Consider the following 14,290-nt stretch of genomic DNA (forward strand, 5'->3'; position numbering starts at 1 on the left):
CTCCTGTCAGCACCATTCCTCACGTTGCGATCGCAAGCCGTTGCTCAGACGAATCGCAAGCCACGATTTGGAATGAACCCGAGTGCCGAGGAAAGCATTTTCGCGACTTCAACACCGATACAATGCCACGGACGGCATGTGCGGGGCGGCGAGCAGGGTGCAATGGTTTCGACCAGCGAGAAGTTGACAAGCTTCGGCACTTATCCTGCAAGAAGCCCAAGTCCCTTCAGACCAAGCTGACGTGGAGATATGCTCGCACATCTAAAGAGCACTGCCGACCTTCATCCGGCGTTCGTTAGGTTCTCTGGCCATTCGTCGATGGCCATGCCTTCCTTTGGAGCCCAGGTCAGAACGCCACGAGGACGGCCGCGTTGCGGATTGCCCAACAGAGCCAAGCCGTCCCGGAACAGGGCATACTGATAGCCCCCGTCGTCCCGGCCCCGTGCAGACGTCTCGTCACCAAAGCCAAACCCGGCAGGTTCGAGATCCGGCAACCGAACCATATCAGGCATGGAGTCCGGCCCGTTTTGGATGAGCCCGGTCAGCGCATCAAGGAAGGCCATACCGGCGCCTTCCTCGATTGCGAAACAGCCGAGATGTGGCCATCGGCCTGATCTCGGCCTCAGTGACCAACGCAGCATGTGGCGCCACTGACGTTCATTGTCGAAAAATTCCGGCCACCAATTGTGCAAAGGATCAAGCCACCAGAGCGATGAAACCGGGATAAGGTAGCGGCGGCTTGCATATTGAAGCCTGAGAAACACGAGAGGTGTTATCGCCGGCAACGGTCGATCCTTTGAGCGCACCCAATCAATCCAACTGACAAGCTGATCACTTCCCATGAGGAAGAAGTTCGAGCGGTGCGCTGCCAGCGCAATCGATGTGGGTGTGTCTCGTTCGCGAGAAGTGTCGGGGAAAGTTGGCGCGGGCGGGTCGCCCTTCTTTTCTTTTGGCTTCTTTGTTTTCGTTTCCGACAAGCTCAGAAATGCCCCGGAGGTTCCCGGCGCCGAACCGAAGGCAACACAGTAGCCGTGGATCACCTTGCCGTATTCTGAATTCTTACCAAGGTGCGGCTTCACCTGCTCAAGGTATTTGTTCTTCGCCTTGAGATGAACACTCGCCGCGCTGGCGTTCTTTGCGAAGGAGCCATGCGCTTCAGCCAGGACGACACCATGACCACTCGCATTGCCACCTTCGTATAGGAAGTCGGCATGGGGATCGAGCACGGAGGACAGACAAGCCGCATTTGCTCGCCATGTGTATCCCATGGCGTTCATATAGAGATCGGCGATTCCGCTACCGACGCGCGCCGCGAAAAACGTTCGCTCCGCGTCGGCCAGGTGCTGAAAATTGGACGACAAAGCGAATGTCAGACCATCCTCGATCATTGCCTCCAGCATCGGCAAAGTGCTTCGTTTGAGAGCGTCCAGCACGACGGGCGGGGCATCGTCACGAACTGTGGCCGTTCTGGCGACGGCACCCGCAAGGGCAAGTGGTCCGAAAGTGAGGTTTTGGACCGGATGGGGTGCCTCGAAGTGCCGTGCAATCGGATTCGGAACGTGCCCGTGCGATGTATATTTCGTCAGCGCAATTGATTTGTCATCGCTCCATAGCCTGGCGGTGGCAACCAAACCGCTCATTTCCCTAGCCTCGCAGCCGCAACAACGTGCGGCATCAGGAAGGTGGCAATCTCCGCGATGACATCCGTCAGATCGCCAGGACCGTGTGCAACTCCCTCAACGAAAGCGTGCCATTGCCGCTGCTTTTGCTCGTCCTTGGCAAAGGCGTCCGTCAGGGCGTCCGGTAGCTCGGTGGGGATCGGAGTTTCGCGCCGCTCGAACGTCGCTGCGATTGCACGCGCCAATCTGTCATCGGTGAAATCGAATGATCTGCTGAGAATCCAGATATCGTAGAAGTCCTTCATCCGGCTGTTTGCACGCCCCAGCATGACCATCGCCTGGAACTTCTCAGCGATGACCGTTTCTCGCGCGTAGGCTCGGAGCCGGGGCATCGGAAAACCGAGCATTGAAGGATAATCTAACGTCTCCGCCTCAGGCTCGAGCGCATCGCCAAACCCGATGTCGATCGTCAGGGTGATCCGGGCTCCGCTGATCGAAGCGACCACCCGCAGCCTGAGCCCACCATATTCCAGTCCCTCGCGAATGCGATCCACGCGTAGAGTTTCGGCGTCGAACGTGACGCCATCGTCAGCCTGTTGCTCCAGAATCTCCCGAAAGGTCGCCAGCATCGGATCCGGTTCGGGATTGCCAAAGCCCAAAAGGTCGAGATCGCGCGTGCCGCGGTGCGGGTCGTCAAACCAACTCATCATCAGCATCGCCCCCTTCAACACAAAGCGACCGGCGTGAGGCGACTGGCTGAGCCGGAACAATAACCGTTCAATGGCGAAACGCGTCAGAATCAGATCAAAGCTCTGCCCGCTTGCCTTGGCGAGTTGCAACAGGCGGGCGCGCACCGAGGCGCCGACGTTTCTGATTTCCTTAGCCATTGGCGGTCAGTGCCTCGAGATACGGACGGATTACAGTCCCAACGCCACCGCGCTCGGCTTGGTCAGCGATTTCGCCAGGAGTAGCCCTTCGTTGCCGCAGCGTCTCCTGCAGCCCCTCTATCGCTACGGATAGGCCAATCTTGTTGCGATAGCGAAAGCAATCGGCAATCGTCTTGGCGATTCCAAAAATCTTCACCGGAACGCCTTCAACGACATGGGTCTCGACGCTTTCGTTGAGAAGGCTATCTGTGAAACGCACGATGCGCATAGCAGGACCGTCCGGTTGCGGAGCCCAGTCTTTGCGGCCTATGGCAAGCCAGATTTGTCTCGGAAGTTGATCCGTCAAGCCGTGGAAAGCGAGGGCCGAAACAAGGCAGACAACGGCTTTCGGGGCGCGTTTGGCAATCTCCGCCAGACTATGGTTGGCATCGAGTTCCGCATCGGGAAGTTGATAAAGACCACGGGCAAGCCGCATCACCTCGCCATCTCGTTCCATTCGGCTCATGGTGGCCGCCGTCACGCCTGCGTTCCGCAGCTCCGCCAGACGTGCTATCCCGCGTTCAGCGAGCACGGTTCGGGCGATTTGGCGCTGCGTGACGGAAGTCAGCATTGATACAAAAACTCGGAGCATAGAATCTATTATCCGAGGATTTGTATCACAATCCCTAGACTTGAGAAAGCCGTCGACTGGCGAAGTCGTGAGCCAATAACGAACAGTTGCCTTGAAACGAGTCGAACCGTCGACCGGTCAATTTCGGCAGCGCAGCTGGCCGTTGGAAGGCTATCCGGGCGCGATTCCCAGCTTGTTTCCGAGCCGATTTGACGCAACATGACGTATCAGAATATTGCAAAACGCGAAAATCATGATATGAATTCCTTTATCACGAAAGGGATTCGTATGATTGACGTCCGACAAACAATCCTCGATGCGGTACCAAAGGACCTTCTGTTGGATCTCGAGGACCGGCTCCGCGCCGAAGCATTAAAAGCCAATGACGTCGTCCGGCGGGAACTCGCTCTCAATCCAAAGCGCAGTCGTGAGGCCGAGGGGCAAATCCGCTTTCGCTTGCAAGAGCAAGGATATGAGGAGGTAGTGCAGCTTCATGGTGGGCATTTGCTCACCGACGGGGTCATGGTGGGAACAAACCTCAAGGTATTTCAGCCGTTCGCACGATTTGTTGGACCAAAGACCGGCGTGATCCTAGGCTTCGCTTCCATGCCGGAACGCAAGAAAATTCCTCCGAGAAACATGTCTCGTGCTGCAGGCGTGACACTGAATGTGAGCCTTCAGACCAGCCTGTTTGCCGATGACAGGAGCCCCCAACCGACTGACATCTTCGCCCTTTTCCTCACCGCCCGCGATCGTGAGCGCGCCGGCATGATCGAGGAAATTGCGATCGGTGTCATCGGATCGGACTACAAAGACTTCGTTTTCTACGAGTCGCTCGAGAAGTTTTTGGGTGGATACGGCTCTCCTGAGTCACCCGCGGAGCTGAAGGGTCCGGCTGACGGCGGAAGTATCGTGAAGCTCCGCCAGGCGCGGAAACTCTTCATCCCACCAGAAACTCGTCAGGACAAAGAGTCCGAAGACGGCGCAGGTGAATAAGGTCGCCTGTTAGATTAAAGCCTGAGAGGAAGTTGATGCTCCGTACCAAGAGGTACGGAGCTTGTTGGATTCAAGGTAATGAGAATTGGCACTCCCGGATTTATTCCCGCTCGCTTGACGGAAGCTCGTGACGCGAGGAGAATCACAACCAAATCTGCTCTAGCGAGGAGGCTGGACGTCAGCCCAACCTCTGTCTCTCGCTGGGAAGACGAGAGTGCCGATCAGAGCCCGGATTACTCAACGCTTGTTCGACTCGCCAACGAGCTTCAGGTTCGGCCGGAATTTTTTTTGCGTCCGCGCTTCGAAAGCGAGCGGCCGACCTTTCTGCGATCGTTGGCAAGCACCCTCGTCCGGGACTTAAATTATCAAAAATCACAGATGCATTGGCTTCAAGAAACCAGCTACGTTTTGAGCCATTACGTCGATCTACCAGAGGTGGATATTCCTGACGTTCTTTCGGGTGCTCGTTATACCGAGCTACGGGACGACGATATTGAGAACATTGCGTTGCGGCTTCGGCGGCACTGGAATTTGGGCGATGGTCCGTGCGGCGACGTCGTTGCTCTCATGGAGAGGATCGGCATCGTTGTCGCGACCATCCCTATGAACACGACAAAACTCGACGGTCTATGTGGCTGGTCGCCGATTGATGATCGTCCGCATGTTTTGCTCGCTACGGATAAAATGTCATTCCCACGTCGTCAGATGGACGCCGCGCATGAGTTAGCACATGCGATCCTGCACCAGGGCGTTTCTGATAGCGAATTTCAAGATAATCTTCGTGTTATTGAGCAACAGGCATTCCGCCTTGGAAGCGCGCTTCTGATGCCCTCGACTACCTATCCCCACGAGGTGAAGCATCCTTCGCTCGCAATGCTCACAAGGCTGAAGGAACGCTGGAGAGTATCAATAAAAGCACAAATCAAACGGCTGTCGGATCTCGATATATTGCCCGAGGATTACGCTCGCCAACTTTACAAACTCTACTCGGCAAAGGGATGGGCGAAGGGCGAACCACTCGACCAACATTGGCCAGTCACAGCGCCTAAGGCACTGCGGGACAGCCTAAGCCTGATCGTCGAAAACGGCGTCAGAGGCAAGGCAGACCTCCTGGCTACAGAGTTCACCATCTCTGCCACGGATCTTGAGAACCTTTGTGGCTTACCTCAAGGATGGTTTGAGAGGGATGCAGCGGAAGTTGTGACTCTCAAAACGCGAGACGATGCTGTGGCCCGAACAACGATAGGCACGGGTGAAGTAGTGCCTTTTCCCCACAAACGTTAACAAGCAAGCTAGAATAACGATCGTGCTAACAGGGATAAGAAAAGTCCTTCGACCTTAATGCCGACCTCTGGAAAGACAAACGGCCGGGATCGCGTAGGCGGCGGTTGAGCGACAGCACAGGCAGGAAGACCGATAGGCGACCCGGTTCTCCCTTCACTGTTTTTTCTTTGCTTTGAGGCGGCAACAGCTCAACCTGAGATGATTATCACCATCGAATCGGTAATAATGATGGTTGTCTATTCTTGTTATTTATCGGGGCATCCATGCATTTGAGCCGTATCGTCATCAAGGGCTACCGATCGCTTTCTTTAGTCGATGTCGCGATCCAAGACAAAGCGACTTGCGTCATCGGCGAAAACAATACGGGCAAGTCATGTCTAATGCAGGCGCTTCGCCTCTGCCTCGACGTAGATTTATCATCGGCATTCCGAGCTCTGCAGAAGGACGACATCCACAGTAGCATCGATCAAAGCAGGCCCTTCCAGGTCCTGGTCGGCGTAGAGTTCACCGGGTACGAGGCGAGCGACAACGAAGTCGCGATGCTTCATGGGACGCAGCTTGGCGATGGTCGCGCCCGAATTTTCTATAGGTTTCGTCCAAAGAACCTTGTCCGCAGCGCACTTGAGGCCGGGGAAAGAGCGGTCGACAGCTTAACGCTGGAGGACTTCGGATGGGAGCTTTTTGGAGGCGGCGACCCCAATGTCGACCTTGCTGACTTCGAATGGGATACCGACAATGACGATATCGGTGCCCGCTCCGTCGGTTTGCAGTATCTTCAGGCTTACCGAGTAGTCTTCCTCCACGCGTTGCGCGATGTCGAGGGTGACCTTGCCGATATGCGCCGTTCACCGCTCATTCGTCTGATCGAGGCCACCAAGATCGGAGCAGCGGAACAGGCGGCATTGATTGCGGCGGTGAAAGCCGCAAACGACGCGATCGAAAAATCGCCAGCAATCGAGTCCGTCGCGGATGCCATCGACGGAGCGCTCAAGGATGTTACGGGTGAGGCCTTCGCACTCGACGTCGACATCGGCCTGAGTTCACCCACATTCCAGTCGATCCTGCGAAACATTCGCATCCTTTTGAGCGGTCCGTCACTGAAATCATTCGAGCCAAGACGCAACGGTCTCGGGATGAACAATCTCCTCTACATTGCGATTTTGATCGAGCAATTCCGGAAGCGAGCAGCCGAGGGCAAGGCGGCAGGCGAACTGATCCTGATCGAAGAGCCCGAGGCCCACCTGCATCCCCAGCTTCAAAGCGTCTTGCTGGAGGCGCTACGCGAACTGCCGTTCCAATCGATCGTAACCACCCACAGTACACAGGTGACTGCGAAAGCCCCGCTGTCATCCTATGTCATCATGACCAACACTGGCGGCAATGCACCGTTCATTTCAACGATTGCCTCAAACACCGCACTCACACCACACGACGTTGCCGATCTTGAGCGGTACCTGGATGCAACGAAGTCGAACCTCCTGTTCGCGCGTAGGGTGATGCTGGTCGAGGGAGCGGCGGAAGCTTTCCTTCTACCCGGCCTCATCAAATCGGCAATGGGGATCGACCTCGACCGCGTCGGAATCTCGATCGTGCCAATTCATGGCGTCCATTTTGGAGCCTATGCCCGGCTGTTTTCAGCTATCGGCCTCCCGAAGCGGTGTGCGATCGTAGCCGATGCGGATCTCGAACCCTCTGACGCCAAACCGGCCGGTGAAGACGACGACGATGTCGATACGCCGGAGAAGGAAGTTCTTTCGGCTTTGGAAGGGGACTTCGTAAAGGTCTTCCTCGGAGAAACGACTTTCGAACGAGAGATTACGCTGCCCGCGAATCTCGAAATGCTACAAAAAGTCGCCAAGCGGCTAGGAGCACCACGCATTGCCGGGAAGCTAGACATCGCGCATATGCTCAGCTGGGTTGACGATGACCTAAGAAAAAGTGTGCTGAACACGGCCAAGCGATTTGGAAAGGCGCGGTTCGCACAGCTCGCTGCTGAAAATATTCCCGAAGACGCCGCGGTTCCTGACTATGTCCGTAACGCCATCGATTGGCTGCTCGAATGAAGCTGACACCGCAACAACAGCTCGCTCTCGACCATCCTGGAAACCTGCTGTTGAAGGCGTGCCCGGGAAGCGGCAAGACGCGTACAATCGTGGCGAGGCTTGTCAAAGAGGTGGAGGAGGTGCGTGGGACGCCCTTCGCGGTCGCCTGCATCACCTATACCAATGCCGCTGTCAGCGAGATCGATTCCCGCGTCGCAGCCCATCTAATGCCCGACGATCAGATAAATTACGTCGTTTCCACTATACATTCGTTTTGCCTGCATCACATCTTGCGTCCGTTCGCGAGCAGGGTTGCTGGATTTTCCGGAACCATGAAGGTCCTTACCTCTGAGAGGAATGAGTTCACGGAAATCGCCGACCGCGCTGCTGAGCTGGTCGGCCGATACGATCTTCGCTTCGAAGACTACGTGCGGTTTGGTGGAATCGGCCTCGACGCGAGCGGCGCATTCATCGGATCTGCACTCGAAGACGACATGATCGCTCGCGCCGCGCCGCACTTCATGCGACTGGCTGCCGAGCGTGGATTTATCGACTTCGCCAGTATCCTCTATCATTCCTATTGTCTGCTTCGGGACGATCCTGAGGTCTCCCGATCTGTCGCGACCAAGTTTCGCTCATTCCTAATTGACGAGTTTCAGGACACCACGGAGATTCAGGTCGAGATCCTTCGGCTTCTTCACCAAGAAGGTCGATCCCGCTTCTTTCTCGTCGGAGATCCCGCCCAATCGATTTTTGGCTTCGCCGGTGCCAGACCGGAACTCATCGATCCCTTTGCTGACGAAATCGGCGCAAAGCGTGACCTATCCCTGTCATGGAACTTCCGCTCGAGCCCTGCCGTGGTTGAGCACGCAGAACGCCTTTTTCCCCGCGCCCCCGCGATGACCAGTGAGGGAAAAGCAAAGATATGCCTCGAGCCGGTCCATTTGGTCTCAACGAGACGGGTTTTCGATGCGATCACCGACGAATTTCTGCCCGCAATCGAGAGGATGAAACTCCCGTTGGGCCGGTCGGCGATCTTGGCAAAGAGCTGGAACGCGCTCTATCCCATTTCCCGGGCGCTTCGGGAATACGGCACGCGAGTGGTCGGGCCAGGAGCACGGCCCTATAAGCGCTCGCGTTTGTTTGCAGGTCTCGCCGAACAGCTTGGGGCGGCAGTGACGGACGAGCACCGATATAACATTCGGCAATTGGAACGCGCGACGTTCAACGCCATTCAAGATGCTTGCGGGGACAGCCGATTTGACGTCTACGGCTTTGACGGGCGGCGAACCATGGTCGCTCTATTGAGGATCGCGGGAGATCTAGCGGATAATCTCGATGGTGTCGAATGGCTCAATGCGATGGCACGAGAGGTTGGTCGTGTTTTGGTGATGGATCAGTGGATCCCCGTTGAGCACGAGCGCGACTTCGCGATCTCGGTGCAAGACATGGTCGCGGATATGCGCCACAACGATATCGACGTTGATAATCTATCGATTGACGATCTGGGTATGTTTGCGAGCCCGGATAAGGCGCTCCGACTGATGACCATCCATGAATCCAAAGGGCGGGAGTTCGCGGCGGTCGCCGTGATCGGGTTAAAGGAGGGTTCGATGCCCCACTTCAAGGCACGCTCACCTGAAGCGATCGCCGCCGAACGCCGGCAGTTCTACGTCGCGGTCACCAGGGCGGAGAAGCTCTTGATGTATGTGTACGACCAGGACCATTATAATAATCCGCCCAGCCGGTTTCTCGGGCAAGGCGGCGTGGGAATGGTTTAACGAAGTCGACCGTCGATACAAATGTGCTCTACGACCTTCGACCAGTCCGGGTTCATCCTCACCCCGGCACGAGGGTTGGCTGTAAGATAGCCGGCCACCTGATCAAGCGTGGAGAGAGGAACCTGATCTTTGTTTGAGCCGTCCGCGAGGCAAACGAATAGTCCTTTGTTTTTGCCGCTCTTGGCGCGCTCGACCCGCTGAACTGCAACACCCCCGACGATTTTCTCGATACGTGTGACCATGATAAAACCGCTCCTGACCGTAACTACAATAAGGGCTCAACTCTGCAGGGAAGCGCCTTCTTCTCTTGCCCGAACGACATCGAACGGCGCAGCGATTGCGACGGCAAGTCATGTTCAGAATGGGAAGTGATGCTCAGAGGCCGCGCAGCGGTCAATGTCCAGCCGATCGAAAAATTTGGAGAATGCCGTGTCGGGAATTTGTGCTCTATGTCTCAATGCCGCCGAGCTTTGTGAGTCACACGCAATACCGAAGGCCTTTATCAGGCCGATCCTGCGAGCGAATGGCGGATCGGCGATCCTAATGCCCATCGGGCCTGGCAAGATCCGCAGAGGCGGTGACGTTCTGAAGGGCAAGCTCCTTTGCGCAGCATGCGAGGAAATTACAAATAAGAAAATCGACGCGCCGGCAATCCGCTTTCTCTCGGACTTGAAGCGGCAGGTTGATAGCGGAGGTGGGTTAAAGGGAAATTTCAGGTCGAAAGATTTGGCGATTTTTGCGGTTTCCGTCTTATGGAGAGCGAGCCTTATTCGCGGATACACTCCCGTTCGCATAGACCGCAAAATGAGGGAGCGGATGCGCGCCCTCATTCTCGATGGCACGGAAAGCCCGCTAAAGCTCTTCTCGGTTCGTCTGGGTCGTCTCATCGACCGGACCGGTGGCTTCGACCGCGCATCGCTTGAACATTTCATCTTTCCGCCCAGCGGCCATTTCACCGACAAATCTCAGCAGGTCGTGACCATGGCCATGCATGGAATCATCTTTGAGCTGGGTTTTCCGCGCAACCGCGCAGCCTCGTTTCAGAAGCCGGGCTATCTCAAGGATAGCGCCACAATGATATCGCTGCCCGATTACGATATCTTCCAAAGTCAGCCGATCGTGGCGGTGCTGGTGGATGGATATGGGAAGGAATATCGCGGACATTCGACTTTGAAGCAAAAAAGAGATTCACGGCATAGCCAGATTGCCGAGCTTGATACCTGAGGCATGACAACCAGACTAAAGGTATTGATGATGCACAGCCTATACTATTCCCCATGCCCGAAACCTCGCCCTCCCCGTCATCTCACGCAGACGGAGCTCCTCGACGATCCTGAGCGCGGCCCGCGGCGTGTTTTGAGCGCCTCGGCAATCATGCCGGCCGAGACCAGCGGCCGGGTCATGACGAGCTCGATCAGTTCCGGCAGCTTTGACGACGTGCGTTTGTCCGTCAGCCGCCGCTCCATCAACTGACGCGCCAGCGTCAGCCGGTCATGCTCCTTCAGGCCGAGTTCGGCGGCCACGATCACGCCGTGGGTCAGCGCCGAGAGACGCGTGTCGCGGTCGCGATGACGGCGCCGATCGACCGGAATGGATTTGAGGCCGAGATTGAAGGCGGCGAGATGCGCCGCGGTGGTCAGACCTGCCTGATGGAGGATGGATGCCGCCAGCAGCCGGCCGAGCCAGGAAGCATGTTGCAGAACCTCCAAAGAATTCCAGGCGTCGAGGGCGACGATCGCCTGCAGCACGCCTGGAAAACTGGAGAGTTCACGCAGAACGTCCCGCCATTCCCCGAGCCGTTCGTCCTCGTCCCAATCGAGATCATAGACCAGCGGATCCTTGGCCGGAGCCCGGCCGGGCGTCTTGGCTGGCTTGATCGCCGCGTCGGAGCGCACCAGCAGCGCATCGATGGCGGCAAACTCGGCGTCGAGCGGGCTGGCGCCGTCTTCGCCGTGCTCGCCCTCCCCTTCTCCGGCCGCGACGGCCTCCGGCAGGGCGGCGTTGATCGCCACGGTGCCGTCGGCGCTATGTGATGCTGCAGGCGTGCTGGCGACGAAGTCGTGTCCGCGCAGGCTGCACAGACCGTCGGAGCCGAGTGCCCAGCCGGATGGCTGCGCCGCAATCCGGCGGCGCGTCCGCAGGACGTCGCGGGCGATCGTCAGCTCGTGGGTGGGCGCGCGGACATCGGCGCCGGCGTCGTGCAGCACCAGGTCTTCGAGATGCACCAGTTCGCCGTCGAGCCACAGCGAGGCGCAGGCGTCGGCAAAATGCATGCGCTCGATCCAGCCCGGACCGACCGGCGACCGGGCGATCCGCTCGTCGAGACGCGCTAGCGCCGATACCGCGTCCGAAATCGGTCGCAGCAGACTTGTGATGGCCGGTTTCGACAAATCGTAACGCATTGAATTCATGGTAAATGATTTATTAAACGGATGCTATCTCTAGGTTTGTGTCCGTTACTGTACAGATTGCTTCAGGCCACGCCTAACCATCGATAAGTAATGCTTATCGATGGTAAATCGACACACGGCGCAAATCGCCCCATCGTCACTTTGTCCGGGGCGAGTGAGATCGCACAGAACCGCCCTCTCTCGGCGAATATGCATTTATCGATGGTTAGCCATCTCGGTGGCAAGGCTTGCCATCTCATTTACCAGACATTATATTTCCGTACGAATTCGATGAGGAAAACCATGTCCGAACCGCAACTTTCCGTGCGCAGCACCAGAGCCCGAGATCTGGCTCATTCTCTGGCTCGGCGCACCGGCCAACCGATCAACCGGCTCGTCGAAATCGCTCTCGAGCGCTACGACATCGAGCTTCGCCAGCAATCGAGCGTCCATCCGCTCGATGCGGTCTGGGAACTCGCCGCCGAAGGCCGGCGGACGGTTCCAGCCGGCACCACATCCGCGCACGACGACCTCTACGATGAGGACGGGCTGCCGAAGTGATCGCACTCGATACCTCGGTGCTGATTGCTATCATGCTCGATGAGCCGGAAGCGGCAACCTTCAAGACAGCCTTGCGGCAGGAACCGTCCATCGTCATCGGCTGGCCGACATTGTTCGAGACCAGAACGGTGCTTGCCGCCAAGGGTTTTTTCCAATCCCGGCGGCATTGTCACAGGTTTCTCCAGCGCACCGAATGTCGTGACGATCGCGTTTGATCGAACCCATTACCTGGCAGCCGAGATGGCTCTCGAGCGCTATGGAAAGGGCCGGCATCCGGCCAGCCTCAACATGGGTGACTGCTTCAGCTATGCGGTCGCAACAGTCGCCAAAGCTCCCCTCCTCTTCAAGGGCCAGGATTTCGGAAAGACGGATCTGAAACTTCATCCGTTGTCGTCACGATAGGGCAGGGGTGCAATGGAAGACCGCGTCAGATTCGCACTCGAAAAACTTCTCAATGTCGCGCACGGCGATACCGGCAAAGGCCGTCGCGTCGCCAATTTCATTCTGGCCTGGTGGAACGCCTATGTGCATGGAGGGTTCGACCTGACGGACCTGGCCGATCTCGATCCTGAGATCTGCGAGGATATCGTCACGGTCTTCACCTGGATGGCACGGGAGGAAACCCTCTCCTATCCCGACGCCTATAAGCCGGAGATCGTCCAGATTATCCGCCGCTGGCGCCCGAACGTCGAGGTCGACTGATGGCGAAGGCGAGCGAACCCTCGACCCTGTCTGGCATCGAACGCCGCGCCGTCGAGCTGGACACGATCGCCTCGGTGCTGCCGATCGAACGGAGGGACGAGCTCGCCGAGCTGCTAACGGACCAGGACGTCGAAACGTTGCGCCACCTGGTCAACGAGGGAATGGGCGCCAACACGCTCCGCGCGCTGACCTCCGATCTCGCCTATATCGAAGCCTGGGCGCTTGCCGCCACCCGAAAGTCCCTGCCTTGGCCTGCACCCGAGGCACTGCTTTTGAAGTTTGTCGCCCATCACCTTTGGGACCCGGAAAAGCGGGCATCAGATCCCGATCATGGGATGCCGGCGGATGTCGATGGCAATCTGCGGCGGCAGGGCTTTCTGAAATCCGCTGGTCCGCACGCACCGGCGACGGTGCGCCGGCGTCTGGCAAATTGGTCGACGCTGACGAGATGGCGCGGCCTCGACGGATCCTTCGCCTCCCCTGCCCTGAAATCAGCCATTCGCCTGGCCGTTCGCGCCGTGCCCCGCACACGCCATCGCAAGAGCGCCAAGGCAGTCACCGGCGACGTGCTGGCCAAGCTGTTGGCTACCTGCGCGACCGACAGCCTGCGCGATCTGCGCGACCGGGCGATCCTGATGGTCGCCTTCGCCTCCGGCGGTCGTCGGCGTAGCGAAATCGCAGGCCTTCGCTTGGAACAACTGACCGTGGAAGCTGCGATCGAAATTGAAGGCGGCCCTCCCCTCCCCTCGCTCGCTATTCATCTCGGCCGTACCAAAACGACGACCGGCGAGCAGGATGACGTCGTCTATCTCACAGGCCGGCCTGTCGAGGCTTTGAACGCGTGGATCACGGCCGCCAAAATTGACAAGGGGATCGTGTTTCGGGGGATCGGTCGCTGGAACACCGTTTCGAAGCGAGCGCTGGATCCGCAGTCGATTAACGCGATCCTGAAGCAGCGGGCAGAGAAGGCGGGGTTGGAGCCTGTGGAATTCTCGGCGCACGGGCTGAGGTCCGGGTATCTCACCGAAGCCGCCAACCGCGGCATTCCCCTTGCAGAGGCAATGGAGCAGTCGAGGCACCGATCGGTTCAGCAGGCATCAAGCTATTATAACAGCGCCCAACGGCGCACGGGACGTGCCACGCGGATGCTCTGAACTTGTACCGGTCGCCGATCAAAATGCGCCTTTGCCAGCCCTCGCCCGAATCCCATAGATCGGAGTATGACATAAGCGAGTCAAAACGGCCGGCCGCTGGCGGAGCGAACCGAATGTTTAAGTTCAAAAGGACAATAGCCGGCGACCGGCGTGCCTAATCAACGACGTTTAGCAGGACTCTTAGCGCCTCATGTTCAGGACCATTGGGCTTCAAAGCAAGGAAGGCGTCGACCGACCTGTGTGTCTCGTGTCCTCCTGACGCCG

The 14,290-nt window shown here is 57.7% G+C and carries 12 protein-coding genes and 2 pseudogenes; 9 read left to right on the top strand and 5 right to left on the bottom strand.

Annotated features, from left to right (window positions below):
• Positions 1-281: 281 nt before the first annotated feature.
• The 3 genes from LVY75_33465 to LVY75_33475 are packed head-to-tail and all read right to left on the bottom strand — an operon-like array spanning position 282 to position 3,116.
• Complete coding sequence (locus tag LVY75_33465) at positions 282-1,640, bottom strand: hypothetical protein (protein ID XAZ26206.1); 1,359 nt, start codon at positions 1,638-1,640, stop codon at positions 282-284.
• Positions 1,637-2,506 (bottom strand): nucleotidyl transferase AbiEii/AbiGii toxin family protein, encoded by an 870-nt coding sequence (locus tag LVY75_33470; GenBank protein XAZ26207.1) that lies wholly within the window; start codon positions 2,504-2,506, stop codon positions 1,637-1,639. Before LVY75_33470 ends, LVY75_33465 begins: the two co-directional genes overlap by 4 nt.
• Positions 2,499-3,116 carry a type IV toxin-antitoxin system AbiEi family antitoxin domain-containing protein gene (locus LVY75_33475; protein ID XAZ26208.1) on the bottom strand — a complete coding sequence of 206 codons (618 nt, stop codon included), beginning with the start codon at positions 3,114-3,116 and terminating at the stop codon, positions 2,499-2,501. Before LVY75_33475 ends, LVY75_33470 begins: the two co-directional genes overlap by 8 nt.
• Before the next feature lie 219 nt (positions 3,117-3,335).
• On the opposite strand from LVY75_33475, the gene LVY75_33480 reads away from it, so the two are divergent.
• The 4 genes from LVY75_33480 (at position 3,336) to LVY75_33495 (ending at position 9,219) form a co-directional block, all read left to right on the top strand.
• On the top strand, positions 3,336-4,112 hold the full coding sequence (locus tag LVY75_33480) for a hypothetical protein (protein ID XAZ26209.1): 777 nt from the start codon (positions 3,336-3,338) through the stop codon (positions 4,110-4,112).
• Between the two features lie 78 nt (positions 4,113-4,190).
• Entirely contained in the window at positions 4,191-5,396 is a 1,206-nt protein-coding gene (locus LVY75_33485) for an XRE family transcriptional regulator (protein XAZ26210.1), read from the top strand.
• 263 nt (positions 5,397-5,659) lie between these two features.
• A complete protein-coding gene (locus LVY75_33490; GenBank protein XAZ26211.1) occupies positions 5,660-7,459 on the top strand; it encodes an AAA family ATPase in 1,800 nt (599 codons plus the stop codon).
• Entirely contained in the window at positions 7,456-9,219 is a 1,764-nt protein-coding gene (locus tag LVY75_33495) for an ATP-dependent helicase (GenBank protein XAZ26212.1), read from the top strand. Before LVY75_33490 ends, LVY75_33495 begins: the two co-directional genes overlap by 4 nt.
• Here LVY75_33495 and LVY75_33500 read toward each other — a convergent pair.
• Entirely contained in the window at positions 9,216-9,461 is a 246-nt protein-coding gene (locus tag LVY75_33500) for a hypothetical protein (GenBank protein ID XAZ26213.1), read from the bottom strand. The genes LVY75_33495 and LVY75_33500 overlap by 4 nt on opposite strands.
• Before the next feature lie 154 nt (positions 9,462-9,615).
• Here LVY75_33500 and LVY75_33505 point away from each other — a divergent pair, with 154 nt between their 5' ends.
• Positions 9,616-10,443: a hypothetical protein gene (locus LVY75_33505; GenBank protein ID XAZ26214.1), complete on the top strand. Its 828-nt coding sequence runs from the start codon at positions 9,616-9,618 to the stop codon at positions 10,441-10,443.
• A gap of 39 nt (positions 10,444-10,482) precedes the next feature.
• Here LVY75_33505 and LVY75_33510 read toward each other — a convergent pair.
• Positions 10,483-11,630, bottom strand: a pseudogene (locus tag LVY75_33510) (DUF1612 and helix-turn-helix domain-containing protein).
• Positions 11,631-11,912: 282 nt separating this feature from the next.
• On the opposite strand from LVY75_33510, the gene LVY75_33515 reads away from it, so the two are divergent.
• From LVY75_33515 to LVY75_33530, 4 genes and pseudogenes are all read left to right on the top strand, one after another.
• The gene (locus LVY75_33515) at positions 11,913-12,170 is read left to right on the top strand and encodes a type II toxin-antitoxin system VapB family antitoxin (GenBank protein ID XAZ26215.1); all 258 of its coding nucleotides are present in this window, start codon (positions 11,913-11,915) and stop codon (positions 12,168-12,170) included.
• Positions 12,167-12,572: pseudogene (locus LVY75_33520) on the top strand (type II toxin-antitoxin system VapC family toxin). Before LVY75_33515 ends, LVY75_33520 begins: the two are co-directional and overlap by 4 nt.
• A 12-nt stretch (positions 12,573-12,584) precedes the next feature.
• The gene (locus LVY75_33525; GenBank protein XAZ26216.1) at positions 12,585-12,872 is read left to right on the top strand and encodes a hypothetical protein; all 288 of its coding nucleotides are present in this window, start codon (positions 12,585-12,587) and stop codon (positions 12,870-12,872) included.
• A complete protein-coding gene (locus tag LVY75_33530; GenBank protein ID XAZ26217.1) occupies positions 12,872-14,026 on the top strand; it encodes a site-specific integrase in 1,155 nt (384 codons plus the stop codon). Before LVY75_33525 ends, LVY75_33530 begins: the two co-directional genes overlap by 1 nt.
• Positions 14,027-14,290 lie beyond the last annotated feature (264 nt).

Origin of the sequence: Sinorhizobium sp. B11 (genome assembly GCA_039725955.1) — a bacterium.
Taxonomy (GTDB): Bacteria; Pseudomonadota; Alphaproteobacteria; order Rhizobiales; family Rhizobiaceae; genus Rhizobium.